The organism is Azoarcus indigens (assembly GCF_004361735.1).
Classification (GTDB): Bacteria; Pseudomonadota; Gammaproteobacteria; order Burkholderiales; family Rhodocyclaceae; genus Azoarcus; species Azoarcus indigens.
Genome location: NZ_SNVV01000029.1, coordinates 28,552 through 52,976 on the forward strand (window position 1 = coordinate 28,552; position 24,425 = coordinate 52,976).

Annotated in this window: 19 protein-coding genes and 1 riboswitch; of the genes, 11 read left to right on the forward strand and 8 right to left on the reverse strand. The window is 69.1% G+C overall.

Annotated elements, in window-relative coordinates:
* Together C7389_RS22145 and C7389_RS22150 are read right to left on the reverse strand one after the other, a co-directional pair.
* Nucleotides 1–3,165 carry an efflux RND transporter permease subunit gene (locus C7389_RS22145; protein WP_133594843.1) on the reverse strand — a complete coding sequence of 1,055 codons (3,165 nt, stop codon included), beginning with the start codon at nt 3,163–3,165 and terminating at the stop codon, nt 1–3.
* An 11-nt stretch (nt 3,166–3,176) separates the two neighbouring features.
* Nucleotides 3,177–4,370 (reverse strand): efflux RND transporter periplasmic adaptor subunit, encoded by a 1,194-nt coding sequence (locus C7389_RS22150; protein ID WP_133594844.1) that lies wholly within the window; start codon nt 4,368–4,370, stop codon nt 3,177–3,179.
* Nucleotides 4,371–4,561: 191 nt separating this feature from the next.
* Here C7389_RS22150 and C7389_RS22155 point away from each other — a divergent pair, with 191 nt between their 5' ends.
* Both C7389_RS22155 and C7389_RS22160 read left to right on the forward strand, forming a co-directional pair.
* Nucleotides 4,562–5,173: a TetR/AcrR family transcriptional regulator gene (locus tag C7389_RS22155; RefSeq protein WP_133594845.1), complete on the forward strand. Its 612-nt coding sequence runs from the start codon at nt 4,562–4,564 to the stop codon at nt 5,171–5,173.
* 49 nt (nt 5,174–5,222) lie between these two features.
* Nucleotides 5,223–6,503, forward strand: coding sequence for an NAD(P)/FAD-dependent oxidoreductase (locus C7389_RS22160; protein WP_133594846.1), 1,281 nt, complete (start codon nt 5,223–5,225; stop codon nt 6,501–6,503).
* A gap of 84 nt (nt 6,504–6,587) precedes the next feature.
* Here the strand turns inward: C7389_RS22160 and C7389_RS22165 are convergent, their stop codons facing one another.
* Complete coding sequence (locus C7389_RS22165) at nt 6,588–7,586, reverse strand: AraC-like ligand-binding domain-containing protein (protein WP_162851811.1); 999 nt, start codon at nt 7,584–7,586, stop codon at nt 6,588–6,590.
* A 216-nt stretch (nt 7,587–7,802) separates the two neighbouring features.
* Here C7389_RS22165 and C7389_RS22170 point away from each other — a divergent pair, with 216 nt between their 5' ends.
* From C7389_RS22170 to C7389_RS22195, 6 genes are all read left to right on the forward strand, one after another.
* Entirely contained in the window at nt 7,803–9,041 is a 1,239-nt protein-coding gene (locus C7389_RS22170; protein ID WP_133594848.1) for an amino acid ABC transporter substrate-binding protein, read from the forward strand.
* Between the two features lie 102 nt (nt 9,042–9,143).
* Nucleotides 9,144–10,019: a branched-chain amino acid ABC transporter permease gene (locus C7389_RS22175; RefSeq protein WP_133594849.1), complete on the forward strand. Its 876-nt coding sequence runs from the start codon at nt 9,144–9,146 to the stop codon at nt 10,017–10,019.
* 8 nt (nt 10,020–10,027) lie between these two features.
* A complete protein-coding gene (locus tag C7389_RS22180; RefSeq protein ID WP_133594850.1) occupies nt 10,028–11,002 on the forward strand; it encodes a branched-chain amino acid ABC transporter permease in 975 nt (324 codons plus the stop codon).
* Nucleotides 10,999–11,811: an ABC transporter ATP-binding protein gene (locus C7389_RS22185; protein ID WP_133594851.1), complete on the forward strand. Its 813-nt coding sequence runs from the start codon at nt 10,999–11,001 to the stop codon at nt 11,809–11,811. Before C7389_RS22180 ends, C7389_RS22185 begins: the two co-directional genes overlap by 4 nt.
* A complete protein-coding gene (locus C7389_RS22190; protein WP_133594852.1) occupies nt 11,804–12,529 on the forward strand; it encodes an ABC transporter ATP-binding protein in 726 nt (241 codons plus the stop codon). Before C7389_RS22185 ends, C7389_RS22190 begins: the two co-directional genes overlap by 8 nt.
* Nucleotides 12,530–12,737: 208 nt before the next feature.
* Nucleotides 12,738–14,192 carry an aldehyde dehydrogenase gene (locus C7389_RS22195; protein ID WP_133594853.1) on the forward strand — a complete coding sequence of 485 codons (1,455 nt, stop codon included), beginning with the start codon at nt 12,738–12,740 and terminating at the stop codon, nt 14,190–14,192.
* Between the two features lie 98 nt (nt 14,193–14,290).
* Here the strand turns inward: C7389_RS22195 and ribB are convergent, their stop codons facing one another.
* On the reverse strand, nt 14,291–14,944 hold the full coding sequence (gene ribB / locus C7389_RS22200; RefSeq protein WP_133594854.1) for a 3,4-dihydroxy-2-butanone-4-phosphate synthase: 654 nt from the start codon (nt 14,942–14,944) through the stop codon (nt 14,291–14,293).
* Nucleotides 14,945–15,077: 133 nt separating this feature from the next.
* Nucleotides 15,078–15,228: riboswitch (FMN riboswitch) on the reverse strand.
* 152 nt (nt 15,229–15,380) lie between these two features.
* Between ribB and C7389_RS22205 the strand changes: the two genes are divergently transcribed.
* From C7389_RS22205 to C7389_RS22215, 3 genes are read left to right on the forward strand one after another with little or no spacing between them, the layout of a single operon-like run.
* Nucleotides 15,381–16,079 (forward strand): FadR/GntR family transcriptional regulator, encoded by a 699-nt coding sequence (locus C7389_RS22205; protein WP_133594855.1) that lies wholly within the window; start codon nt 15,381–15,383, stop codon nt 16,077–16,079.
* Between the two features lie 46 nt (nt 16,080–16,125).
* On the forward strand, nt 16,126–17,091 hold the full coding sequence (locus C7389_RS22210) for an ATP-binding protein (protein ID WP_133594856.1): 966 nt from the start codon (nt 16,126–16,128) through the stop codon (nt 17,089–17,091).
* A 16-nt stretch (nt 17,092–17,107) separates the two neighbouring features.
* Entirely contained in the window at nt 17,108–18,082 is a 975-nt protein-coding gene (locus C7389_RS22215; RefSeq protein WP_133594857.1) for an HNH endonuclease, read from the forward strand.
* A 50-nt stretch (nt 18,083–18,132) separates the two neighbouring features.
* On the opposite strand, the gene C7389_RS22220 is transcribed toward C7389_RS22215, so the two are convergent.
* From C7389_RS22220 to C7389_RS22235, 4 genes are all read right to left on the reverse strand, one after another.
* Nucleotides 18,133–18,822: a hypothetical protein gene (locus tag C7389_RS22220; RefSeq protein ID WP_133594858.1), complete on the reverse strand. Its 690-nt coding sequence runs from the start codon at nt 18,820–18,822 to the stop codon at nt 18,133–18,135.
* Between the two features lie 74 nt (nt 18,823–18,896).
* On the reverse strand, nt 18,897–20,204 hold the full coding sequence (locus C7389_RS22225) for a coiled-coil domain-containing protein (RefSeq protein WP_133594859.1): 1,308 nt from the start codon (nt 20,202–20,204) through the stop codon (nt 18,897–18,899).
* Between the two features lie 24 nt (nt 20,205–20,228).
* On the reverse strand, nt 20,229–23,954 hold the full coding sequence (locus C7389_RS22230) for a tubulin-like doman-containing protein (RefSeq protein ID WP_133594860.1): 3,726 nt from the start codon (nt 23,952–23,954) through the stop codon (nt 20,229–20,231).
* A 42-nt stretch (nt 23,955–23,996) separates the two neighbouring features.
* On the reverse strand, nt 23,997–24,419 hold the full coding sequence (locus C7389_RS22235; RefSeq protein WP_211168411.1) for a hypothetical protein: 423 nt from the start codon (nt 24,417–24,419) through the stop codon (nt 23,997–23,999).
* Nucleotides 24,420–24,425: the final 6 nt, after the last annotated feature.

Below are 24,425 nucleotides of genomic sequence, written 5' to 3' on the forward strand. Positions count from 1 at the left end.
TCAGTTGCCCTCCTGCGGGGCGGCAGCGTGCGCAGTCGTCTCCTGCGGCTTCTTGTCCTTGAAGACGCGCTTGATGACGACGTAGAACAGCGGGATGAAGAAGATGCCCAGTACGGTGGCCGCGATGGTACCGCCCAGCACGCCGGTACCGATGGCGTTCTGGCTGCCGGAGCCGGCGCCGGTGCTGATCGCCAGCGGCAGCACGCCGAGGCCGAAGGCCAGCGAGGTCATCAGGATGGGGCGCAGGCGCATGCGCACTGCCTCCAGCGTGGCCTCGATCAGCTCCTTGCCTTCCCGCTCCATCTGCTCCTTGGCGAACTCCACGATCAGGATCGCGTTCTTCGCCGACAGCCCGATGGTGGCCAGCAGGCCGACCTGGAAGTAGACGTCGTTGGACAGCCCGCGGCCAGTCGCGGCCACGATGGCCCCGAGCACGCCCAGCGGCACCACCAGCAAGACCGCGAACGGCACCGACCAGCTCTCATACAGCGCGGCCAGGCAGAGGAAGACCACGACCAGCGACAGCGCATACAGGGCCGGCGCCTGCGAACCGGAGCGGCGCTCCTCGTAGGAGGTGCCGGTCCATTCGTAGCCTATGCCCGGCGGCAGCTTGGCGATGTGCTCCTCCATGGCCGCCATCGCGTCGCCGGAGGAGATGCCTGGCGCGCCCTGGCCCAGGATCTCCACCGCCGGCTGGCCGTTGTAGCGCTCCAGCCGCGGTGAACCGAAAGCCCAGTGGCCAGTGGCGAAGGCGGACATCGGCACCATCTCGCCGGCGCTGTTGCGCACGTACCACTTCTCCAGGTCCTCCGGCCGCATGCGGCCGCCGGCGTCGGATTGCAGGTACACCTTCTTGATGCGGCCGCGGTCGATGAAGTCGTTCACATACACGCCACCCCAGGCGGTGGACAGCGTGGAGTTGATGCTCGCCACCGTCACGCCCAGCGCCCCCGCCTTGGCGTGGTCGATGTTGAGCACGTACTCCTGCATGTCTTCCTGGCCATTCGGTCGCACCGCCACCAGGCGCGTGTCCTGCCCGGCCATGCCCAGCAGCTGGTTGCGGGCGGCTATAAGGGCATCATGGCCAAGGCCGGAGCGGTCCTGCAGCTGCAGGTCGAAGCCGTTGGAGGTGCCCAGTTCGATCACCGCCGGCGGCACGAAGGCGAACACCATGGCTTCCTTGATCTGCGAGAACGCCGCCATGGCCCGCCCTGCCACCGCCTTGACGGAGCCCTGCGCGCCCTTGCGCTCGTCCCAGTCGCGCAGGTGGATGAAGCCGATGGCCATGTTCTGGCCGCTGCCGGCGAAGCTGAAGCCGGCGACGGTGAAGATGGACTTGGCGTAGTCCTTCTGGTCTTCCAGGAAATGCTTCTCCACCTTCTCCAGCACCGCCAGGGTGCGTTCCTGGGTGGCGCCGGCCGGCAGCGTCACCTGGGTGAACATCACGCCCTGATCTTCTTCCGGCAGGAAGGAGGTGGGCATGCGGTGGAACAGGAAGGCCAGCACGCCAAGGATGACGACGTAGATCAGCAGGAAGCGGCCGGTGCGGCGGACGATGCGGCCTACCCCGGATTCGTAGCGCTGGGTGTTGCGCTCGAACATGCGGTTGAACCAGCCGAAGAAGCTGGAGAACCAGCCGCTCTCGGCCGCATGGTGGCCCTTTTCCACCGGCTTCAGCATGGTGGCGCACAGCGCCGGGGTGAACACGATGGCCACCAGCACTGACAGCGCCATCGCCGAGACGATGGTGATGGAGAACTGGCGGTAGATCACGCCGGTGGAGCCGCCGAAGAAGGCCATCGGCACGAACACGGCGGACAGCACCAGGCCGATGCCGACCAGCGCGCTGGTGATCTGGCCCATGGACTTGCGGGTGGCCTCCTTGGGCGGCAGCCCCTCCTCGGTCATGATCCGCTCGACGTTCTCCACCACCACGATGGCGTCATCCACCAGCAGGCCGATGGCGAGCACCACGCCGAACATGGTCAGCGTGTTGATCGAGAAGCCGAAGGCCGCCATCAGGCCGAAGGTGCCCAGCAGTACCACCGGCACCGCGATGGTCGGGATCAGCGTGGCGCGGATGTTCTGCAGGAACAGGAACATCACCAGGAAGACGAGGACGATGGCCTCGGCCAGCGTCTTCACCACCTCCTCGATCGACAGCCGGACGAAAGGCGTAGTGTCGTAAGGCGTGACGATCTCGACCCCGGCGGGGAAGTAATGCGACATGCCGTCCAGCGCTTCACGCACCGCCTTGGCCGTATCCAGCGCATTGGCGCCAGCGGCCAGCTTGATACCGATACCCGCGGCCGGCTGGCCGTTGTAGCGCGCAGTGGTGCCATAACTCTCGGCACCGATCTCCACCCGGGCGACATCGCGCAAGCGCACTTCGCCGCCCTGCGCAGAGGACTTCAGCAGGATGTTCTCGAACTGTTCGACGGTCTGCAGCCGGCTCTGGGCGGTGATCGAGGCAGTGAAGCCCTGGCCCGGTAGAGCCGGAGTGCCGCCGAGCTGGCCGGCGGAGACCTCGGCGTTCTGGGCTTCCAGCGCCGACTCCACATCCGAGGGCATCAGCTTGAAGTTATTGAGCTTTGCCGGATCCAGCCAGATGCGCATCGAATACTGGGAGCCGAACACCTGGACTTCGCCAACACCGGTGACGCGCGACAGCGGATCCTGCACGGTGGAAACCAGGAAGTCGGAGAGGTCGTTCGCGTCCTGGCTGCCATCCTTGGATACGAAGCCCAGCACCAGCAGGAAGTTGCGGGTGGATTTCACCACCTGCACACCCTGCTGCTGCACCGCCTGCGGCAACAATGGCAGCGCCGTCTGCATCTTGTTCTGCACCTGGACCTGCGCGATGTCCGGGTTGGTCCCGGCAATAAAGGTCAGGGTGACGGTGACGCGGCCATAGGAATCGGAGGTCGAGCTCATGTACAGCAGGCCATCCAGGCCGGTCATCTTCTGTTCGATGACCTGGGTGACCGAGTCTTCCACCGCCTTGGCGGTCGCGCCCGGGTAAGTGGCGTTGATGGCGATCTGCGGCGGCGCGATCGCGGGGTATTGGGACACCGGCAGCGCGAGAATCGAGAGCGCGCCGGCAAGCATGATGACGATGGCGACCACCCACGCGAAGATGGGCCGGTCTATGAAGAAGCGGGCCATGGATCAGCTCCTTACTTCGCCGCCGCAGCGGCGGCGGGCGCGGCAGCCGGTGCGGCCGCCACATCCTGCGGCTGGACCGGCGCGCCCGGGCGGACCTTCTGCAGGCCTTCGACGATGACGCGTTCGCCCGCCTTCAGGCCTTCGCTGATCACCCACTGTTCGGACAGCGCACGCTCGGCCTTCACCGGGCGGGCTTCCACCTTGTTCTCGGCATTCACCACCATCACCAGCGCGCCGCCCTTGGCATCGCGGCTCACCGCCGCATGCGGCACCAGGATGGCGTCGCCGCGCACACCCTGCTCGATGCGCGCCCGCACGTACATGCCGGGCAGCAACTCGTTCTTGGCGTTGGGGAACACCGCGCGCAGCACCACGCTGCCGGTGCCTTCGTCCACCGACACTTCGGAGAAGGCCAGCTTGCCCGACGCGGCGTACTCGCTGCCGTCCTCCAGCACCAGCTTCACCGGCACCGACTGGTCGGCATTGCGCTTCAGGTTGCCGGACTCGAACTGGCGGCGCAGGGCCAGCATCTCGGTGCTCGACTGGGTCACGTCCACATAGATGGGATCGAGCTGGCGCACGACGGCCAGCGCGGTTTCCTGATTGGCGGTGACCAGCGCCCCGGCGGTGACGGCGGAGCGGCCGATGCGGCCGCTGACCGGCGCGGTCACCCGGGTGAAGTCGAGGTTGATGCGGGCCGAATCAACCGAAGCGCGGGAAGAGGCCACGTCCGCCTCGGCCTGCTTCAGCGCGGCGATGGCATCGTCGTTGGCCTGGCGGCTCACCGCGTTCACCTTCACCAGGTCGGCGTAGCGCTCGGCCATCAGCTTGGCGGAATAGACATTCGCCTCGGCGCGCGCCAGCGCTGCCTTCGCGCTGTCGTAGGTGGCCTGGTAGGTGGCGGGGTCGATCTGGTAGAGCAGCTCGCCGGCCTTCACCTCGCCGCCTTCGTTGAAGGCGCGCTTCTTCACGATGCCGGTGACCTGCGGGCGCACTTCGGCGATCAGATAGGGGTTGGTGCGGCCTGGCAGTTCGGTGACCAGCGGCACCGACTGCGATTGCACGGTGATGACGCCGACCGGCGTCGCCTGCGGGGCGGCTCCTTGCTGCCCTTGCTGCTGGCCACCACCACACGCCGCAAGAAGGAATGCCCCTGCAAGCGCGGCCGCCAGAGGTTGGTAGAGCCGCTTCCTGTTGATCTGCATCGAAAACCTCTTCGGTTGGGGTCGGGTCAGCCATGGGTCGCACCACCACTTCGGCCATACTCGCGACGGGGAAAATAGAATGACTGTTCTAGATTGAACGCTCATTCTATGTTAAGGTTTGTTGCATCGCAAGAAGCATACGCCCGCCCTTACTCGATTTAACGCAGCACGGCTGCGGCCAGGAGATCCCCATGTCAGCGGATTCCGCTACACCCGCAGACCAGCCACGGGCCGAAGCGCGCCGAGCGCAGATACTCGACGCAGCCTCGGACTGTTTTCATGCCCACGGATTCCACGGCTCCAGCATTTCGCAGATCTCGAAAGCCGCGGGCATGAGCGCTGGCCATATCTACCACTACTTCGAGAACAAGGAAGCGATCATCGCCGCCATCGTCGAACAGGACATCGAGCGCCTGCAGGAGATGACCGACGACATGCGCGCCGCCGAGAATCCACTCGAAGCGATGATGGAGAGCATAGACGCCGCGGTGGCCGAGCATATGCAGCCGGACCATGCGCCGCTCAAGCTGGAGATCGTCGCCGAGGCCGGCCGCAACCCCCACATCGCCGCCGCGGTGCACGCCGCCGACGCCAAGATCATGGGTGCCTTCGAGGAAACCATAGGCCTGATCCGCCGGGCCGGCGGCCATCAGGACGACAGCCGCGAGATCCGCGGCCGCACCGAGATCATCTCCGCGCTGTTCGAGGGCCTGATCGCCCGCAGCATCCGCAATCCGGATATCGATAAAGAAACCACACTGCGCATTTTCCGGCAGATCGTCCGCGACCTCTTGCAGCGATAATGCGGGCAGCCGGGGACGCCGTCCCCCTTCGCGGAAAACTAGACCAATCATGCATTTCGACATCGTGATCGTCGGCGGCGGCGCCGGCGGACTGGAACTTGCTGCCCAGCTGGGCCGCAAGCTGGGCGCCCGACAGGGGCGCGAGCGCATCCTGCTGGTGGATCGCTCGGTATTCCACATCTGGAAGCCGACGCTGCACGAGGTGGCTGCCGGCACGCTGGACGCCCACCAGGAAGGCCTCTCCTACACCGTGCTGGCGCGGCGCAACCACTTCAGCTTCGCCCTCGGCGACGTCACCTCGCTGGACACCACCCGCCGCCTCGTCACCTTGGCGGAGATCCGCGACGACCACGGCAAGACGCTGGTGCCCGAACGCACCGTGAGCTTCACCCGCGCGGTGCTGGCGCTGGGCAGCGGCTCCAACTCCTTCGGCACGCCCGGCGCCGACAATGCCTACGTGCTGGAACAGGCGAGCGACGCCCAGCGCTTCCACAACAGCCTGCTGAGCGCCTTCGCCCGCGCCTCCTTCTCCGCCACCAAGGCGCTGGGCATTGCCATCGTCGGCGGCGGCGCCACCGGGGTGGAACTGTCCGCCGAGCTGATCGAGGCCCATAGCGAGCTGCTGGAGAGCCTGGGCAACGAACAGCGCTTCCGCCTGGACATCACCCTGGTCGAAGCCGGCCCGCGCATCCTCGGCGGCCTGCCGGAGAAGATCTCCGCCCAGGCGCGCGTCGCCCTGGAGCGCAAGAACGTGCGGGTGCTCACCAACACCAAGGTCACCGAGGTGCGGCCGGATGCGCTGGTGATCAACAGCGGCGAGATCCAGGCCGACATGATCGTCTGGGCCGCCGGCATCAAGGCCTCGGACAACAACCGCAACTTCGGCCTCGAAACCAACCGCATCAACCAGTTCGTGGTGAACGACAGGCTGGAGACCTCCGCCAGCGGCGTCTATGCGCTGGGCGACTGCGCCGCCTGTCGCTGGCACGGCGACCAGTTCGTGCCCGCGCGCGCCCAGGCGGCCCACCAGCAGGCTGACTACCTGGGCAAGGTGCTGCTGGCGGCGCTGCGGGAGAAGGTGTACGACGCGCCCTTCGTCTATCGCGACTTCGGCTCGCTGGTGTCGCTGGGCGAGAACAAGGGCATCGGCAACCTGATGGGCGGCCTGGCCGGGCGCAATTTCTTCGTCGAAGGCCTGATCGCCAAGTGGATGTACATGTCGCTGCACCTGAACCACCACCGCGCCATCCTCGGCACCGGCAAGACGGCGGTGCTGGCGCTGGCGCGGCTGCTGCAGCAGCGGGTTTCCGGCCGGCTCAAACTGCACTGAGTTTGCCCTGAAGCGACACGGAGCCGGACAACCCGGCTCCGCCTATGGCGCCCTGCCGCCGCCCCCTCCCCACTCGCCAACGATCTACTGCCGATACGGCTGCGCCGCCGCTTCGGCCTCCACCATCATCCCGCCCAGGCCGGCATCCCGGTAATGGCTGGGCGGCACGCCATAGCATTCGCGGAAGGCGCGGCTGAAGTGGGTCGGGCTGTTGAAGCCCCAGGCCAGCGCGATGGCGGTGATGGACTCGCCGCGCAGCGCCGGGTTGTCCAGGTCTGCCCGGCAGCGCGCCAGGCGCTGGCGCCAGATGTAGTCGCTGATCGTCATCCCCTCGTCGCGGAACACCATGTGCACGCTGCGCTTGCTGCAACCGCAGGCGGTGGCGATGCGCTCTATCGACAGTCCGGGATCGCGCAGATTGGCCGCCACATGGCGCTTGATGCGGTCGCGCAGGCCTTCGGCCAGCGCCAGGTCGCCGGCCCGGCCGCTGCCCTCCAGCAGCGCCAGCCGCATCAGCGCGGCGATGGAATCCGCCACCCCGCGGCCGCCGTCGCCGCCGCAGTTGGGCAGTTCCTGGAAGGTGGCGTCGATGAGCTGGCAGGCCAGGCGGCCGACCCCGCGTGTCGCCGAGTAGCGCCGCACCATCAGCGGTGCCGGGTCGAACTCGCCGGTGGCGATGCACTCCCGGGGCAACAGCAGCACCATCTGCTCCACCGCCTTGTCGTTGCTCACCGAGTAGGCGCGCATGGTGTCGTAGATGCTCCACTCGCCGGGCGACAGCTGCACCCGGCGGCCGTCCTGCTCGAAGGTGGCGCAGCCGCGCACCTGGATCACCATTTTGTAGTAACCGCGGTCGTCCAGCCGGATGAGCTGGGGGGTGCGCATGACGCGGTGGCGGCTGGCGGCCAGCCGGCACAGGCGCAGGTCGCCCAGGTCGCCGTATTCCAGGTGGCCGCGGAAGGTCTCGTCGCCCTCGGTGGTGGAGCGCAGGCGGCCGAGCAGCTGCCACACCATCTCGCCCCACAGGGCCAGCCTTTCCTCCCGGGGCACCGGGTCGGTGGACGCGATCGCGAGCGTGGCCATGTCTGTCTCCTCGGTGGGCGGCTTTGAATTTATTGCGTTTTTCGTATCACGATAGCAGACAAGCCCGGCGCGGGGCATCGTGCGCCGCAACGCTGCGCCCTCGAGCAAGCCGGCTGCGCTATGGAGCAAGCCGGCGGCGGCGGCGCTGCCTAAGCTCCTTCTCCAGGCTCCGCTCATCGCGGCGACCGACAGAAAAAAAGAGGAAGGAGACGAACGATGAACACCCGACGCAGTTTTCTGCGGCGGAGCGCGCTGCTGACCGCTTCCGCCGCCAGCCTGGCCTTCGCCACCCTCGCCGCCGGCCCTGCCGCCGCCCAGGCCGGCCCGGACAAGATCCGCATCGGCTGGGCGGTGGCCAAGACCGGCCCCAACGCGCCCGGCGTCGCCACCACCGTGCTGCCCAACTACAAGCTGTGGGTGGAAGAGATCAACGCTGCCGGCGGCATCCAGCTGAAGTCCGGCAAGCGGGTGCCGGTGGAGGTGGTGGAGTACGACGACCGCTCCAGCTCGGAAGAGGCGGTACGCGCCATCGAGCGGCTGGTCACCCAGGACAAGGTGGATTTCATCCTGCCGCCCTGGGGCACCGGCACCAACCTCGCCGTCGGCCCCACCTTCCACAAGCACGGCTACCCGCTGCTGGCCGCCACCGCGGTCACCGACCGCGCGCCGGACCTGGTCAAGCGCTGGCCCAACGCCTTCTTCTTCCTCGGCACCGGCCACGGCTACGGCGAGGCGCTGGTGAGCTACCTGGAGCAGGAGCGCAAGGCCGGCAAGATCGGCACCAAGGTGGCGATGATGAGCGTGGCCGACGGCTTCGGCGTGGACCTCGGCGGCGCCGCGCGCAAGGTGCTGGCCAAGCACGGCTTCGAACTGGTGTACGACAAGACCTACCCGGTCGGCACCCAGGATCTGTCGCCGATGCTGAACGAGATCAAGGGGCTGGCGCCGGACGTGTTCATCGCCTTCTCCTACCCGCCGGACACGCTGGGCATCACCGACCAGGCCAAGGTCATCGGCTTCAATCCCAAGGTGTTCTATACCGGCGTCGGCACCCAGTTCCCGCTGTACAAGAACAAGTTCGGCGCCAACGTGGACGGCGTCATGAGCCTGGGCGGCATAGACGCCGACGACCCGGCGGTGCAGGCCTACTTCCGCCGCCACAAGGAAGTGACCGGCCAGGAGCCTGACCGCTTCGCCAGCCCCATCGTCTGGGTCAGCCTGCAGATGCTGCAGCAGGCCATAGAGCGGGTGGGGGTAGACCGGGCGGCGGTGAGCAAGGAGCTGGCCAGCGGCACCTTCGACACCATCCTCGGCCAGGTCAAGCTGGTGGATCGCCAGTGGCCCAAGCTGTGGTGGGTGGGGCAATGGCAGGACGGCGAGTTCCGCGGCATCGCCCCCACCGATCGCGCGGGCGCCCGTCCGGCGGTGATCCCGAAGCCGGCCTGGAAGCCCTGATCCTCACCTGAGGCGGCGCAGCGCCAGGCACCTTGCGCGCCCGGGCCACACGCCCGCGGCAACCGGCGCGCGCCGCCTCCCCCGCACCGGGAAACCCCCACCATGTTGATCGTCGATGTCCTGCTCGCCGGCTTCACCCTCGGCGGCATGTATGCCCTCATCGCGATGGGGCTGACGCTGCAGTACGGTGTCGCCCGCATCATGAATCTCTCCTACGGCGAAGTGCTGGTGATGTCCGCCTTCGGCACCTGGTTCGCCGTCACCCGGCTGGACTGGAACCCGGTAGCGGTGCTGCTCGCAAGCCTGCCGCTGGGCTACCTCGCCAGCTGGCTCATCTACCGCGTGCTGATGATGCCGCTGGTGCGCCGCAGCGGCGCCGGCCCGGCGCTGGAGGTGGACAGCATCCTCGCCACCTTCGGCCTGCTGTTCCTGCTGCAGGGCGTGCTGCTGCTCGCCTTCGGCGGCAACTACTACAGCTACTCCTACCTGTCGCAGCCGGTGGACATCCTCGGCAGCCAGGTGGCCGCCAACCGCCTGGTGGTGCTCGGCTTCGCCGCCGCCATCGGCCTCGGCCTCTACCTGTTGCTCACCCGCAGCCGCCTCGGCACCGCAGTGCGCGCGGTGGCGGTGGCGCCGCGCTTCGCCCCGCTGGTGGGCATAGACGTGTGGCGGCTGTCGGCCATCGCCTTCGGCATCGGCGGCGCGCTGGTGGCCGGCGGCGGCACCCTGCTCAGCATGTTCCTGCCCTTCAGCGCCACCATGGGCGTGGTGTTCGCGATGAAGGCGCTGGTGGTGGTGATCATGGGCGGCGTCGGCAACCTGCTCGGCTGCCTGGTGGCCGGGCTGATGCTGGGCTTCGCCGAAACCCTGGTCGCCCGCTTCGTCGACCCCGGCCTCACGCTGGCGGTCAATTTCGCCCTCTTCCTGCTGGTGCTGCTGCTGCGGCCGGCAGGCCTGTTCGGGAGGGTCGCACGGTGAGATCGAGCATGAACGCATTGCCTTCCCCCGCCGCAGCCGGAAACTCCACCGGCGCCGGCCGGCTCGCACTGCAGGCGCTGGCGGTGGCCGGGCTCGCCCTGCTCGCCGCGCTGCCCTGGCTGGGCGCGGACGACTACCTGATCGCGGTCGGCATCAACATCCTGCAGTACGGCGTGCTCGCCACCGCCTGGGCGCTGTTCTCCGGGCCGACGCGCTATGTGTCGCTCGCCACCGTGGCCTTCTTCGGCATCGGCGCCTACACCGCGGCGGTGTTCGGCGAGACGCTGCCGTGGCCGGCGGTGCTGGCGGCGGCGCTGGGGGTCAGCCTGGTGCTGGCGCTGATCGTCGGCCTGGCGACGCTGCGGCTGTCGGGCGTGCATTTCGTCATCTTCACCTTCGGCCTCGCCGAGCTGGTGCACCAGCTGGTGAACTGGTACGAGGTGAACGTGACCCGCACCCTGGGCCGCTACCTCTTCGTCGACATCAGCCAGGTGCAGATCTACTGGCAGCTGCTGGCGCTGCTGGTGGCGGTGCTGGCCACCGGCTGGGCGATACGGCGCTCGCGGCTGGGGCTGGCGCTGCAGGTGATAGGCGACGACGAAGTGGTGGCGCGCCATGTGGGCATAGACACCACCCGCGCCAAGCTGCTGCTGTTCGCCATCAGCGCCGGCTTCATCGGCCTCGCCGGGGCGGCGATGGCGCCGCGCTGGACCTATATCGACCCGGCCATCGCCTTCAACCCGGTGATCTCCTTCCAGGTGCTGATCATGGCCCTACTGGGCGGCGCCAACCGGCTGTTCGGGCCGCTGCTGGGCGTGCTGCCTGTGGCCCTCCTGTTCGAGCTGCTGTCCGGCAGCTTCCCCAACCACTTCATGATCCTGCTCGGGCTGGTGTTCATGGCCATCGTCTATTTCATCCCCAACGGCCTGTTCGGGCTGCTGGAGCGGCGCCGGCAGCGCGCCGGCAAGGAGGGCGGCAAATGAGCGCGCCCCTGCTGAAAGTGACAGGCCTGACCAAGGCCTTCGGCGGCCTGGTAGCGGTGGACAAGCTGGGCTTCGAAGTGGCGCCCGGCGAAGTCATCGGCCTGGTCGGCCCCAACGGCTCCGGCAAGACCACCGCGATGAACCTGATCTCCGGCGCGCTGCGCGCCGACCGCGGCAGCATCCGCCTGGGCGACGCCGAGCTGGTCGGCCTGCGGCCTGACCGCATCGTGCGCCACGGCGTCGCCCGCACCTTCCAGCTGGTGCGGGTGCTGGGCTCGCTGAGCTGCGCCGACAACGTCGCCGCCGGCCTCGCCTTCCACCCGGGCGGCGCCTTCGGCGCGGGCGCGCGGGAGCGCATCGACGCCCTGCTCGCCCGCGTCGGCCTGGGCGGGCGCGAAGCGCTGCCCGCCGGCGAGTTGACCTATATCGACCAGAAGCGGCTGGAGCTGGCCCGCGCGCTGGCGCTGGCGCCGCGCCTGCTGCTGCTGGACGAATGGCTGGCCGGCCTCAATCCCACCGAGCTGCGCGAGGGCATCGCCCTGATCCGCAGCCTGCGTGACGAGGGCCTGACCATGATCCTGGTGGAACACGTGATGGAGGCGGTGCACGCCCTGTGCAACCGCTGCGTGGTGATGAACGCCGGCGTGCTGCTGGCCGACGGACCCACCGCCGAGGTGCTGCGCAACCCGGAAGTGGTGCGCGCCTACCTGGGCGAGGATGTGGAGACGGACGACCTGCCGCCCCCCCATCTGCCCACCGGCGAAGCCCCCACCCAGCTCAACCTGGACGCGGGGGGCCAGCATGCTTGAGATCGCCGGCCTTTCCGTGCGCTACGGCAAGCACCTGGCGCTGGACGACGTCGCCCTCAAGGTCGGGCGCGGCGAAATCGTCGTCATGCTGGGCGCCAACGGCGCCGGCAAATCCTCGCTGCTGAAGGCGGTGGGCGGCATGGTGAAGCGCGAACCCGGCGCCTCCATCCGCCTCGCCGGCACCGAGCTGGCCGGGCTGCCGGCGCACCGCATCGTCGGCGCCGGCCTCGCCCTGGTGCCCGAGGGCCGCGGCGTGTTCGGCGAACTGACGGTGCGGGAAAACCTGGCGCTGGGCGCCTTCCCCCATCGCGGCCGCGCCGCCGAGGCGGACAACTTCGAGCGCGTGCAGAACCTCTTCCCCCGCCTGCGCGAACGCCTGGACCAGGCGGTGCGCACCATGAGCGGCGGCGAGCAGCAGATGGTGGCGGTGGGCAGGGCGCTGATGTCCGCCCCGGCCATCCTGCTGCTGGACGAGCCCTCGCTGGGCCTGTCGCCCCTGATGTGCAAGGAGCTGTTCCAGGCCCTGGCGCGCATCCGTGACGACGGCACCGGCGTGCTGCTGGTGGAGCAGAACGCGCGCCAGAGCCTGGCGATAGGCGACCGCGGCTACCTGCTGGAAGGCGGCCGCGTCGTCGGCAGCGGCAGCGCCGCCGCGCTCGGCGCCGACCCGGCGGTGCGCGCCGCCTACCTGGGCGTGGCCCACGGCGAGGCGGCGTGAAGCCAGTGCGCACAAGCGCGCAGGCAAACCCCGCCGGGCCCCGCCCGGGGCGATGCGCTTCAACCGCGCCGCGGGCACTTCCGGCGTGCAGACTGTCCCACCCCATTCAGGCGGCAGCGTTGCCTCGCGCGGCGCGCCACCTTTTCATCCGACCCACCCCCGGCGCACCCGGCGCCGCTTCCCATCCACTCCCGAGGAGACCAGCCCCATGAACGACATCCAGCTCCTGATCGGCGGCCAACCAGTCGCTGCCAGCGGCGGCGCCACCTTCGAGCGCCGCAACCCGGTCAGCGGCGAAGTCGCCACCCGTGCCGCCGCCGCCAGCGCCGCCGATGCCCGCGCCGCCGCCGATGCCGCCGCCGCCGCCTTCCCCGCCTGGTCGCAGACCACGCCCGGCCAGCGCCGCGCGCTGCTGGCCAAGGCCGCCGACCTGCTGGACGCCCGCACGCCGGACTTCATCGCCCGCATGTGCGCCGAAACCGGCGCCACGCCGGGCTGGGCCGGCTTCAACTGCTTCCTCGCCGCCAACATGCTGCGCGAAGCGGCGGCCGCCACCACCCGCATCGGCGGTGAAGTCATTCCCTCCGACGTGCCTGGCAGCCTGGCGCTGGCGGTGCGCCAGCCGGCCGGCGTGGTGCTGGGCATCGCGCCGTGGAACGCGCCCGTCATCCTCGGCACCCGCGCGCTGGCAATGCCGCTGGCCTGCGGCAACACCGTGGTGCTGAAGGCGTCCGAAGTGTCGCCGGCGGTGCATCACCTGATAGGCGCGGTGCTGCAGGAAGCCGGCCTGCCGCCGGGCGTGGTGAACGTGGTGAGCAACGCCCCGGCCGATGCCGGCGCGGTGGTGGAAGCGCTGATCGCCCATCCGGCGGTGCGCCGCATCAACTTCACCGGCTCCACCCACGTCGGCCGCATCATCGCCCGCACCGCCGCCGAATACCTGAAGCCAGTGCTGCTGGAGCTGGGCGGCAAGGCGCCCTTCCTGGTGCTGGCGGATGCCGACCTGGACGCAGCGGTGGACGCCGCTGCCTTCGGCGCCTTCATGAATCAGGGCCAGATCTGCATGTCCACCGAGCGCATCATCGTCGAGGATGCGGTGGCGGACGAATTCGTCGCCCGGCTGGCGCGCAAGGCCGCCTCGCTGCCCGCCGGCAAGCCGGACGCCGAGGGCATCGTGCTCGGTTCGGTGGTGGATGCCGCCACAGTGGACAAGGTGCAGTCCATGGTGGCCGACGCCGTCGGCAAGGGGGCGAAGCTGGTCGCCGGCGGCAAGGTGGACGGCACGGTGATGGACGCCCATGTGCTGGACGGCGTCACCCGCAGCATGCGCATCTACAGCGAGGAATCCTTCGGCCCCATCGTCGCGGTGATCCGCGCCCGCGACGCCGAAGACGCACTGCGGCTGGCCAACGACAGCGAGTACGGCCTCTCCTCCGCCATCTTCAGCCGCGACGTCGGCCGCGCGCTGGAACTGGCCAAGCGACTGCAAGCCGGCATCTGCCACATCAACGGCCCGACGGTGCACGACGAGGCGCAGATGCCCTTCGGCGGCGTCAAGGACTCCGGCTACGGCCGCTTCGGCGGCCAGGCCGGCATCGAGGCCTTCACCGAGCTGCGCTGGATCACCGTGCAGACCGGCGAGCCGCGGCACTATCCCTTCTGATGGCGGCCAGCACGCCCGGCGGCTGCAACGGCCAGGCGTGCTTCAGAGCGCGGCGTGGCGGCCGGGGCACCCCCGCCCGCCACGCCCCCGTCACCCCATCAAGCCGGGCAACCCGCCGCCGCATGCACCTCCTCCATGCAGCGCACCAGCTCGTCCATTGCCAGCACCGGCAGCCGGTGCTCGCGCGCATAGCGGGCCACCTGCTCGCCGCGCGCCATGGTGCCGTCCGGGTTCATCAGCTCGCACAACACCGCCGCCGGCCGCAGCCCGGCCAGCCGGGCCAGATCCACCGAGCCTTCGGTATGGCCGCGCCGCACCCGCACGCCGCCGTTGCGCGAGCGCAGCGGGAACACATGGCCGGGGCTGACGATGCGGCGATCCTCCGCCGAGGACGCCAGCGCGGCGGCGATGGTGCGCACCCGGTCGGCGGCGGACACGCCGGTGCTCACGCCCTCCGCCGCCTCGATGGAAACGGTGAAGCCGGTGCCGTGGCGGGCGCGGTTGTCCGCCACCATCTGCGGCAGCGCCAAGGCATCCACCGTGGCTTCGTCCAGGCACAGGCAGACGATGCCGCTGCCGTCGCGGATCATCATCACCATGGTGGCAAGGGAGAGGTTCTCCGCCGCGGCGACGAGGTCGGCCTCGTCCTCGCGGTCGGCGTCGTCCAACAACAGCACCGGGCGGCCGGCGCGGTAGGCGGCCAGGGCCGCGGCGACATTGGGGAAACGCTGGAGATCTACGGAAAGAAACATTGAAACGTGCCTCACGCAAAGCGATGAACGAACGTTCCAGGGCTGCAAACACGGCCAGGCGCCGCCATTGCCGCGCTAGTGCGGCGATGGCGGATCGCGCCCCTCCTCGCGGAGCAGCGGCGCCTGTCGGGTACTGCGTCTTCTCTCATCCGGACTGTCACCGTCGGCCCCGGAATCGCACCGGATCTGCTGACCTCCGGCAGCGGCCGGAGCGCTCGCGGGCTGCCCGGCGCGAGCGCCGGATCACCGCCGGTGGGGACTTTCACCCCGCCCTGAAGACCTGGACGCGGCCCGCCGCCGCCCTTCCCGAGCGACACGGCGGCGCCGCGCCACGGCTGCCTGAACCGCCAGCATGCGCTGCCCGCATGGCATTGCGCGCTGGCCGGCACCAAACATCCGATGTTAGGATGATACGCCTGTTGCCGGAAAACCGCCCATGGACACCCCGCCGCTTCCCACCGCCCGCCGCCGCTCCCTGGTCTGCGAGACCATAGAGATCCTGCGCGGCCGGGTGGAGGATGGCACCTGGCGCGTGGGCGACCGCATTCCGCCGGAGGCCGCGCTGGCCGAGGCGCTGGGCGTGGGCCGCAACACCGTGCGCGAAGCGGTGCGGGTGCTGTCCCGCTCGGAGATGCTGGAAGTGCGCCAGGGCGACGGCACCTATGTGCGGCGCGCGGTGGACCCGGCCGAGACCATGGAGCGGCTGAACCGCGCCGACCTGCTGGACAGCATCGCCCTGCACCAGCTGCTGGAAGCCGAGATCGCCCGCTGCGCCGCCGAACGCCGCAGCGAAGCCGACCTCGCCGCCCTGCGCGAGGCCCTCGCCGCCCGCGGCGACTACCGCCCCGGCGACGACCGCGCCGCCTTCCACGCCCGCGACCGCGCCTTCCACCGCTGCGTCGCCGCCGCCGCCCACAACGACGCCCTGGACGCGCTCTACCGCTACTTCGCCAGCAGCATGGAAGTGCGCCTGCACGAGAGCTTCAGCGAGGGCGAGCTCGCCGAACCCACGCTGGCCGAGCATGCCGCCATCGTAGACGCCATCGCCGCCGGCAATGGCGAAGCCGCGGCCGCCGCCGCGCGCGCGGTGCTCGCTGCCCAACTCGAACGCCTGCGCCGCAGCCGCGGCGCCTGACGACCATTCCACCCTTTCACGCCCAACCCCGAACCCGGACCGACCGATGACCACCCGCTCCACGCCCGCCGGCAAGCCCCGCAACCGCAAACCCGCCCAGGCCCCGATCGCCGCCAGCACCACCACGCCCGCCGTTGCCGAGCACACGCTGGGCGCCCTGCTGCACGAGCTGCGGCGCATCGCCGATGCCCTGGAAACCCATGTGCCGCAGGCGACCAGGCCGGACTTCGCCGACGCCCCCGCCTACCACTGGGAGCGGGTCGAGGCCGGCGGCCGCCACGTCGGCCGCCTCAGCCCGGTGCTGCAACCGGCGCTGATCGAGTTCTCCGACCTGCGCAACGTGGACCAGCAGCGCGAGATCATCGAACGCAACACCCGCCAGTTCGTGCAGGGCCGCCCGGCCAACAACGTGCTGCTCACCGGCGCCCGCGGCACCGGCAAATCCTCGCTAGTGAAGGCCTGCCTCGCCGCCTTCCACAAGCAGGGCCTGCGCATCATCGAGATCGACAAGGAGCACCTGAACGACCTGCCGGCGGTCATCGAGCTGGTGCGCGCGCGGCCGCAGAAGTACATCGTGTTCTGCGACGACCTCTCCTTCGAGGAAGGCGAGACCGGCTACAAGGGCCTGAAGACCGCGCTCGATGGCTCCGTCTCCGGCCAGGCCGCCAACATGCTGATCTATGCCACCTCCAACCGCCGCCACCTCATCCCGGACAAGATCTCCGACAACCTGGAGAACAACCGCAGCCAGGACGGCGAACTGCGCCCCGGCGACGCGGTGGAAGAGAAGATCTCGCTGTCCGAACGCTTCGGCATCTGGCTCAGCTTCTACTCCTTCTCCCAGGACGAATACCTGGAAGCGGTGCGGCTGTGGTTGAAGAAATACGGCGTGCCGGCGCGCCGCATCCGCGCCGCCGAGAAGGAAGCCCTGCTGTGGGCGCTGAGCCGCGGCGCCCGCTCCGGCCGCATCGCGGCGCAGTTCGCCAAGGACTACGTGGCGCAGTTGGGCTAGACGCTGCGCCATTTCCATGCGCCCCTCGCCCCTGCAGCGTGATCTCTCGTACTACTGCGAGTGTTTCCGCCTGCTCAAGGTCAACATCGCCCACGGGAGGGCCAGCCCGCACAAGATCTGCATGCTGCTGGCTGTACTGGACCTCGCCCGCGGCGGCGCTCTCACAAGCAATCGCATCGAGTACGCGCCCAGCCTTCTAGAGCGCTATGCAACCTACTTCAACGCGATCAGAGGCGAAGGAGATCATGCCAACCCTTATTTCCCGTTCTTTCATCTGAAAGGCTTCCTGCGCGGCGGCACCCACAGCTTCTGGCATCTACATGCCAAGCCCGGCAGGGAAGAGATCGTTGATCAAATGAGCGGAGCCCGCTCTGCAGGTCAGATCACTAGCAATATCGAATACGCGTCCCTGGACCCCGCCTTATTCGAGCTGCTGCAGCATCCCTTCGCCATAGACGCTCTCAGCACCGAGTTGGCACGGACGTGGTTCGGTCGGGGCTTGCAGGAGCTAGAACGCATCGTTGCAAGCACCCAGGAGATCAGTCGCTACGAGCGCCTGATCCGCGGTCCAGCGGTGCAGGCAACAAAGGTGGCAGAGCTACCACCGCGTTACATCAGAGATCCTGCCTTCCGCCGAGTCGTGCTGGAGTCCTACGACTACCGCTGCACCGCGACCGGTTTAAGGCTTGTGCTTCCGGATGGAACAGCGATGGTTGAAGCGGCCCACATCCATCCTTTCTGCGAAACTGGTGACGACGACCCACGCAATGGTCTGGCACTGACGCCCGATATGCACTGGGCGATGGACCGTAATCTGATCGCTCCCGACATGGATTTTCGCTGGAGGGTCAGCAAGGCGCTGGACTCACGTATCCCAGACCATAGGGCACTTACTTCGCTGGAGGGGAAAGCGCTGTTCCTGCCCCGGGAGCCACACCGTTACCCCAAGCGCGATGCCATCGAATGGAGGCTCTCACTGCTGCAGCGCTGAGAGCAGGGAGCCTGGCTCCTGAAATCCGCCGCCCGCCCCCGCCCAGCAACTCAATCCAGCGCGGCGAGATGCATCAGCCCTTCTTCGCTCACCACCAGTTGCACCCGGTTCGAACTCTCGCGGGCCTTTTCGCCGTTCACATACAGCGCGGTCTTCACGCCGTACACGCCCTGGGAAACGCCCTTGGGGAATTTGAAGTTGAAGGTGTTCTCGTACTGACCGGAGCCGTTTTCGCTGACGACCTTGCTGCTGCGGCGGAACTCCTTGCCGGCGGTATCCACCAGCACCAGCTCTTCCTTCACCTCGGTGATGGGCTGCTTCTGTCCGGCCACCACCGCGATGTTGGAGCTGATGGTGACGTTCTCGCCCGCCGGCACGGCACGGCCGGGTTCGACCTGGGTCTGGTAGGTCAGCACCTGCGGCTGGGCCGGCAGCTGGCCGGCGTTGACGCTGCGGTAATCGCGCTCGACCACCTGGGCGTCCTTCACCTGGCGACTGTGGGCGTTGATCGCCAGGCAGCCTAGGGCGCCGATCGCGGCGCCGGCTGCGGCACCCTTCGCCGTGTTCTTGCCGCCGGCCAGCACGCCGCCTATCACCGCGCCCACCGCACCGGTGATCCAGGGATTGCATTCACCGTCACTGCTGCTGGCGCTGGCACCGCCGCCGGAGGTGGTGGCGCAGGCGCTGAGCGTCAGGGTTACGGCGAGAGCCAGGGCGGAGAGGCGAAGTTTCTGTTCCATCGTCGACGGTATCCGGAGAGAGGTGGGAGGACAGCAGCGGCCGGCCGGGCGCAAACGCCAAACCGGCCGCGCTCTCATTCGATTTCCATGCCGCGCAGGGCGTCCTGCTCGGCACGCTCGGCGCGCTGCAGCAGGCGGCGGGCGGCGGCGTGGTTGGGATCGACCCGCAGCGCGCTGCTGGCCGCGTTCTTGGCCTGGGCGTAGTTCTTCTGCTGCAGGGCGCGCTCGCCATCCTGCAGGAAGCCTTCGACCAGGGCGTCCATGGACGGCACGGCGCGCGGCGCCGGAGCGGGTGCGGCCGCCGGCATGGTCGGCTGCGCTGCCGGGGCGGCGATCGTGCTGCTCTGGCTGCGCTGCTGGCGGGCCTGCATCTCGGCGCGGGCGTCGGCGATCTGCTTGCGCAGCGGCTCGGCACCGGCGGCATCCGCGTCCAGGCGCAGGGCCTGGTCCAGCAGGCTGTCGGCATCGTCGTAGGCATCGGCGCGCAGGCGGCTGCGGGCGCGGTCCACCTGCTGGCGGGCCTCATTCACCGCGGCGGCGGCCTTGCGGCTGAGGTCGGTGTAAGCACGGGCCTGGCAGCCGTTGTGGTTGCGGGTGAGCAGCGCGGCGGCGCGGGCGGCGCGGCCATCGTCCAGCAGTTGTTCCGCCTGGGCTTGGATCTGCTCGCAGCGCAGGGCGCCGGACTTGGCCCGCTCCACGCTGGCGAGCAGCTTGCGCGCCTGGGCCAGTTGCTGGTCTTCGCACACTTCCACCGCTTGCTGGGCGGCCTTGCCGGCGCTGGCGATGTCGCCCGCCGCCAGCGCGGTGCTGGCGGTCTGGCTGGCGGCGGTGCATTGCTCCGCCTTGCGCGCGCTGCCACTGCTGCCGACGTAGTAGCCCAGCGCCATGATGCCGATGAAGAGCAGCCCTATCGTGTAGCAGATGCGGCGTATCCAGCGCACCACGCGCTGCTTGAAGCTCAGCGCGGGCTTGGTGGGCGGCGGCGCGGCTTTCTCCCCGGCCGGCTGCGGCGCGGCCTGAGGCTGGGCGGTGGCTTTCGCGCCGGCCTTGGCCGCGGCCTCCGTCGCCCTGGGAGCGGCCTTGGCTTCCGGCTGCACCGGCGCCTGGAGGGCGGAGCTTGCGCCGACTTCAGCCGCCGTTTCCTTGGCGGCGATGTTGGCCTGCAGCGCCTCGACCGAGCTGTGTTTCTCCGCCGCCGGTGCCACGGCGGGAGCCTGCTCGGCCCCGGCGCTGGTGGCCACGGCCGGCTCCGCCTTGGTCTGGGCGCTGCCGCAATACGGGCAATAGGCCACCGCCGCATACAGCGGCCGGGCGCAGGCCGCGGCCTGGCAGGGCTGCGGCCATTCGGGAGGGGAGGCGGCGGGCTGGGCTTCCTCGGTCATGCCGGGTTCTTCCTGTTTCCTCGGTTACAGCGGCGGCGGGGGCGGAGGCGGCGGCATGCCGGCGGGAGCCGCCGGCGCCTGCAGTTCGGCGCACTGGGACAGCAGCATCCAGCCGGCGAAGCCGTTGCGCCACACCTGGGTCTGGGCCGGGTCGATCTGACCGGCCTGCATCATCTGCAGCACCTGGGCGGCGGGATACGGGCCGTACTGCTGGCCGGCCACCGCCAGGTGGTAGGCGTGCTGCACCACCGGCGGCGGCACACCGGGCGCACCCGGCAGCGGCGGCGGTGCGGCGGTGCCGAAGGCCGGGGCCGGCGCGGCGCCGAAACCGCCGGCCGCCGGGGCCGAGGCCTGGCCGCCGAGCAGGGTGGCAATGGCGGCGGCGGACTGGGCGTCCTGCCGCATCACGAACTTCAGCCGCGGCTGGTTGGCACTTTCCGGCGCGCGCACTTCCCATTCGTAGGCATCGGCATCCGAATCGGGCACCGGTTCGGCCCACTGGCGCAGCACGTCCGGCTCGGTCAGGCGGAATTCAGCCCGCTCCAGTTCGGCGTCGCTGGCGCCCTTGCGCAACGCGCGTTCGCGCAGCTCGCGGGCGGCCTCGGCGGCGATGGCGCTGGCAAAGCCGGTGCGCACCTGCTGGGCACCGGTTTCGTCATCCACCAGCTGGGCGGTGTAGACGGCGGTGGCGTAGTAGCTGGCCAGCGCGGCCAGGGCGCAGCAGCGCGGGCCGTCCACATCGTCCAGCGCCTGCTGCACCCGGCCGACGATCTGCTCGCGGTAAGTGGCGGGCAGGCCGTTGAGGCGGAAAGCGCGCTCGTTGCCGATGCGGCGGACATCGCCGCGGGCGACGGCGAACTGGTACTGCCCCGGCGGCACCACCCGCTGGGTGCTGCGGCTGAGGATGCCGAGCATGACCGCCAGCAGGTAGTACTTGAAGTCGTCCGCCAGCCGGTTCAGCTCATCGGTGCTGGGCGCCAGCGGATGGGAGAAGCGGGTGGAGTCGATATGGGTGTGGGTGGGGATGTTCTCGCTTTCCTTGCGGTAGCTGGTGCGCCAGGCTTCCAGGCCGCGCAGCACCGTCAGCGGAATGCCTGAGAGTTCGGCGTAGCAGACGGCGCGGCCGGGCACGCCGGTTTCGACCACCGCGACCTGGTTGGCGGTGATGCCGGCGCCCGCGGGCACGCAGGTTTCCAGTTCGGCCTTGAACTTGCGCGAGAACTCGTCGGCGCGGGCGACGCCGATGAAGCATTTGTACTGGTCGCTGACCGGGGTGAAGTCGCGGCCGAGGTTGCCGTCCACCCAGGGCATGGCCCGTTGCAGCAGGTCGGAGAAGATGCGCTGGCGCTCGGCCGGCGAGCGCTGCTCCAGCGCTTCGATCAGCGGCTCGCCGGCCTCGCCGCTCTCGCTGCCGGCGATGTCCATCTGCCGCTCGGCCATGCGCACCACCTTGCGCAGCAGCGCTGGGCGGTCGTCCGGGTCGGTGAGCATGGGGAACAGGGCGCGCGAGCCGCCGAGATCCTTGAAGGCTTCGTCCGCCCATTCGCGCAGGGTGCCGGCGGAGGGCGTGGGCAGCGGCCGTTCGGCGGCTTCGATGGCGAGCAGGGTGGCGTGTTCGCTACGCAGGTCCTGGCGCAGGATGGCGACGTCGCGCTCCAGCCGGGCGAGCATGTCCAGCACCGCGTTGCGGCCATCCTGGAATTCGCCGACCAGGCCGTTCCACAGCGGCGCGCCGCTGGCGTCCACGCCAGTCTTCTGCCCCAACCAGCGCGACAGTTCGCGCATCAGCGTGGCGGCTTCGCGGGCGGCCTTGGCGCGCAGGTGGAACTTGAGGCCGTTGGCGATTTCGGTGGCGAGCTGCTCCATCACCATCTGCGCCTGGCGCTCGCCGCCGCCAAGCAGGCCGCCCAGCATGCCGCCGCGGGTTTCGGCGAGGTTGCTCATCAGGCGCTCGTACTCGTAGGTACGCACCGCCTCCTTGATCTCGTCGTAGCGGGCGGCATTGAGGTCCAGCACCGCGCAGATGCCGGTTTCGGCGTTCTCCAGCCTGTCCTTGATCTGCTCGACCAGCGACAGCACGTACTCCAGGCCGCCGTAGTCCTTGTTGTCCAGGTAGGCGAACAGCTGCTGGGCGATGACTTCGCGCGTTTTCTCGAAGATCTCGCGGCGGCGGCGGGCGATCCGGTCTTCGGTGGTGTCGGCGCCGGAATCCTGGTCGCGCATGACGTCGCGCTCAAGCTGGCGCACCGTCTCGCGGATCTGGGTAGGCCATTCCTCGCGGGCGAAGCCGGTCTTGATGTCCTCCAGGCGGGCGTTGACGCGCTGCTGCACGCCGGCCACCAGCATGCCCTGGCGATCCTGCAGCAGTTCCTCGACGACGAAGTAGTCCAGGAACTCGCCGCTGGAGCGCTTCAGCGCCACATCCTTGGAGGAGAACTCGGGGAAATCGCTGAAGGGCGCCGGCCGCAGGTGCATGTGGGTGGCCATGAACTCGTCGCGCTTCTTCTCGGTGGCGCGGTTGGCGCCGATGTCGCTGCCGGCGACGCCGAAGAAGGCCTTGAGCATGGCCGCGGCGAGCGCATGGGCGCGCTCGTCGCGGCGGAACTTGAGCTGGGTGTCGAGCACCGCCTGGCCGAAGGCGGAGTAGGTGCGCGAGTAGGTGAGCTTCATGTCGCCGAAGCGGCCGGCAGGCACCGGCGGGCTGAAGGGCGTGATCTTGTGCTGGCGCTGGTTGACCGCGATGGAGCGCTTCTTGTTGGCGAAGTCGGCAGAGGCGAAGTCCTCGAACAGGGCGTCGGCCACCATGTGGTAGACGTCGTTCATCTTCGCGGTGTGCTGGCGAGCGAGGTTGCCGGAATCGACCAGGTAGACCTCGTCGTAGGGCTTCAGCGGCAAGTCGGGCTTGTCGTAGCTGTCCCACCGCTTCACATAGTCGGAATAGCCGCGCATGGCGGATTCCAGCTCCATCAGCGCGGCATAGCCGTTGGCCTCGGTGCGGTCCTTGTTGGCGCCGGAGAAGCCGGTGGGCATGAACAGCATCAGCTCGACGTCGGCACTGCCGACTTCGTCGCGGGCGATCCAGCCAGCCAGCCAGCCCATGTCGAGGAAGGAGCCGGAGCCGGTGCCGCCGGCCACCGAGCCGACGACGACGATGCGGAACTTGCTCTGGTCCAGCTCCAGGCCGAGCTGCTTCAGCTGCGCGTCGCGCGACAGGCCAGCCTTCAGCGACTTCAGCTTGAGCCGCAGCTTGTCGCGGATCTTGGTGTACTTGTCGAAGAAGTAGAGCCGCGAAATGGAACGGATCTGGCCGGCGCCCTTGGCCGGGTCGATGCCAAGATCGCGGATCTTCTTCGGCGTCAACGGCGACCAGCTCTGGATGTGCGGGAAGCGCGCCAGCGAATCGTCGTCGCGGCTGTACTTCTCGATCTCGAAGGATTCGACCAGCTTCTCGTCGTCGGTGAATTTCACCAGGTCGAACTGCAGGTCTTCCGCCTGCGCCCGGCCGCTGTCGATGACCGCGCCGTGGTCGAGGTCGAGCTGGATGAACTGGGCCACCGGGAAATCCGCCAGGCTGTCCACCCGCACGCCGCCGGCCCACAGCGCGTTCAGCACGCGCCGGCGCACCCGCATCAGCACTTCCATGCCGGTGCCGCCGACGCCGACGAACAGCGTCGGCCGCAGCTTCACCAGTTTCTCTTCCTTGCGCGCGCCGGCGGCCTTCACTCCGTCGGCCTGTTGGGGTTCAGCCATCGGTGGCTCTCCTGCTGGAAATGGAACGGAAACGGGCAGCGTTCAACGCCGGCCCGAGAGCAGCATCAGCACCAGGCCGAGCAGACCGACCACGCCCAGCGGGGCGATGATCAGCGGCGTCATGAACTTGGCGGAGTTCACCGCCGCCAGCACCACGCCGGTGGAAATGCTGGCCAGGAACACGAACAGCCACCAGCCGGCGGCGTTGGCCTTGCCCGGCGGCACCCGCTTGCGCACCAGCATGTTGGCGTAGCCGTTGCGGGCGAAGAAGAAGGCGATCAGCAGCACCAGCAGGATGCCGCCGCCCACCAGCAGGTCGCGCGAGGAGGTGTCCTCGCCGCCAGCGCCGATCTGGATCAGCGGTGCCGGCGCTTGCGGCGCGGCGGTGGCGGGCGCGTTGTCCTGCGTCTGTCCGGGCTGGGGAAGAACGAAGCCGCTGCCGCCCTGCTGTTGTTGATCGGCCATGAGAGC

Coding starts and splice junctions, on each gene's coding strand:
- C7389_RS22145 (WP_133594843.1), bottom strand. CDS start 3,165: ATGGCCCGCTTCTTCATAGACCGGCCCATCTTCGCGTGGGTGGTCGCC.
- C7389_RS22150 (WP_133594844.1), bottom strand. CDS start 4,370: ATGCAGATCAACAGGAAGCGGCTCTACCAACCTCTGGCGGCCGCGCTT.
- C7389_RS22155 (WP_133594845.1), top strand. CDS start 4,562: ATGTCAGCGGATTCCGCTACACCCGCAGACCAGCCACGGGCCGAAGCG.
- C7389_RS22160 (WP_133594846.1), top strand. CDS start 5,223: ATGCATTTCGACATCGTGATCGTCGGCGGCGGCGCCGGCGGACTGGAA.
- C7389_RS22165 (WP_162851811.1), bottom strand. CDS start 7,586: ATGGCCACGCTCGCGATCGCGTCCACCGACCCGGTGCCCCGGGAGGAA.
- C7389_RS22170 (WP_133594848.1), top strand. CDS start 7,803: ATGAACACCCGACGCAGTTTTCTGCGGCGGAGCGCGCTGCTGACCGCT.
- C7389_RS22175 (WP_133594849.1), top strand. CDS start 9,144: ATGTTGATCGTCGATGTCCTGCTCGCCGGCTTCACCCTCGGCGGCATG.
- C7389_RS22180 (WP_133594850.1), top strand. CDS start 10,028: ATGAACGCATTGCCTTCCCCCGCCGCAGCCGGAAACTCCACCGGCGCC.
- C7389_RS22185 (WP_133594851.1), top strand. CDS start 10,999: ATGAGCGCGCCCCTGCTGAAAGTGACAGGCCTGACCAAGGCCTTCGGC.
- C7389_RS22190 (WP_133594852.1), top strand. CDS start 11,804: ATGCTTGAGATCGCCGGCCTTTCCGTGCGCTACGGCAAGCACCTGGCG.
- C7389_RS22195 (WP_133594853.1), top strand. CDS start 12,738: ATGAACGACATCCAGCTCCTGATCGGCGGCCAACCAGTCGCTGCCAGC.
- ribB (WP_133594854.1), bottom strand. CDS start 14,944: ATGTTTCTTTCCGTAGATCTCCAGCGTTTCCCCAATGTCGCCGCGGCC.
- C7389_RS22205 (WP_133594855.1), top strand. CDS start 15,381: ATGGACACCCCGCCGCTTCCCACCGCCCGCCGCCGCTCCCTGGTCTGC.
- C7389_RS22210 (WP_133594856.1), top strand. CDS start 16,126: ATGACCACCCGCTCCACGCCCGCCGGCAAGCCCCGCAACCGCAAACCC.
- C7389_RS22215 (WP_133594857.1), top strand. CDS start 17,108: ATGCGCCCCTCGCCCCTGCAGCGTGATCTCTCGTACTACTGCGAGTGT.
- C7389_RS22220 (WP_133594858.1), bottom strand. CDS start 18,822: ATGGAACAGAAACTTCGCCTCTCCGCCCTGGCTCTCGCCGTAACCCTG.
- C7389_RS22225 (WP_133594859.1), bottom strand. CDS start 20,204: ATGACCGAGGAAGCCCAGCCCGCCGCCTCCCCTCCCGAATGGCCGCAG.
- C7389_RS22230 (WP_133594860.1), bottom strand. CDS start 23,954: ATGGCTGAACCCCAACAGGCCGACGGAGTGAAGGCCGCCGGCGCGCGC.
- C7389_RS22235 (WP_211168411.1), bottom strand. CDS start 24,419: ATGGCCGATCAACAACAGCAGGGCGGCAGCGGCTTCGTTCTTCCCCAG.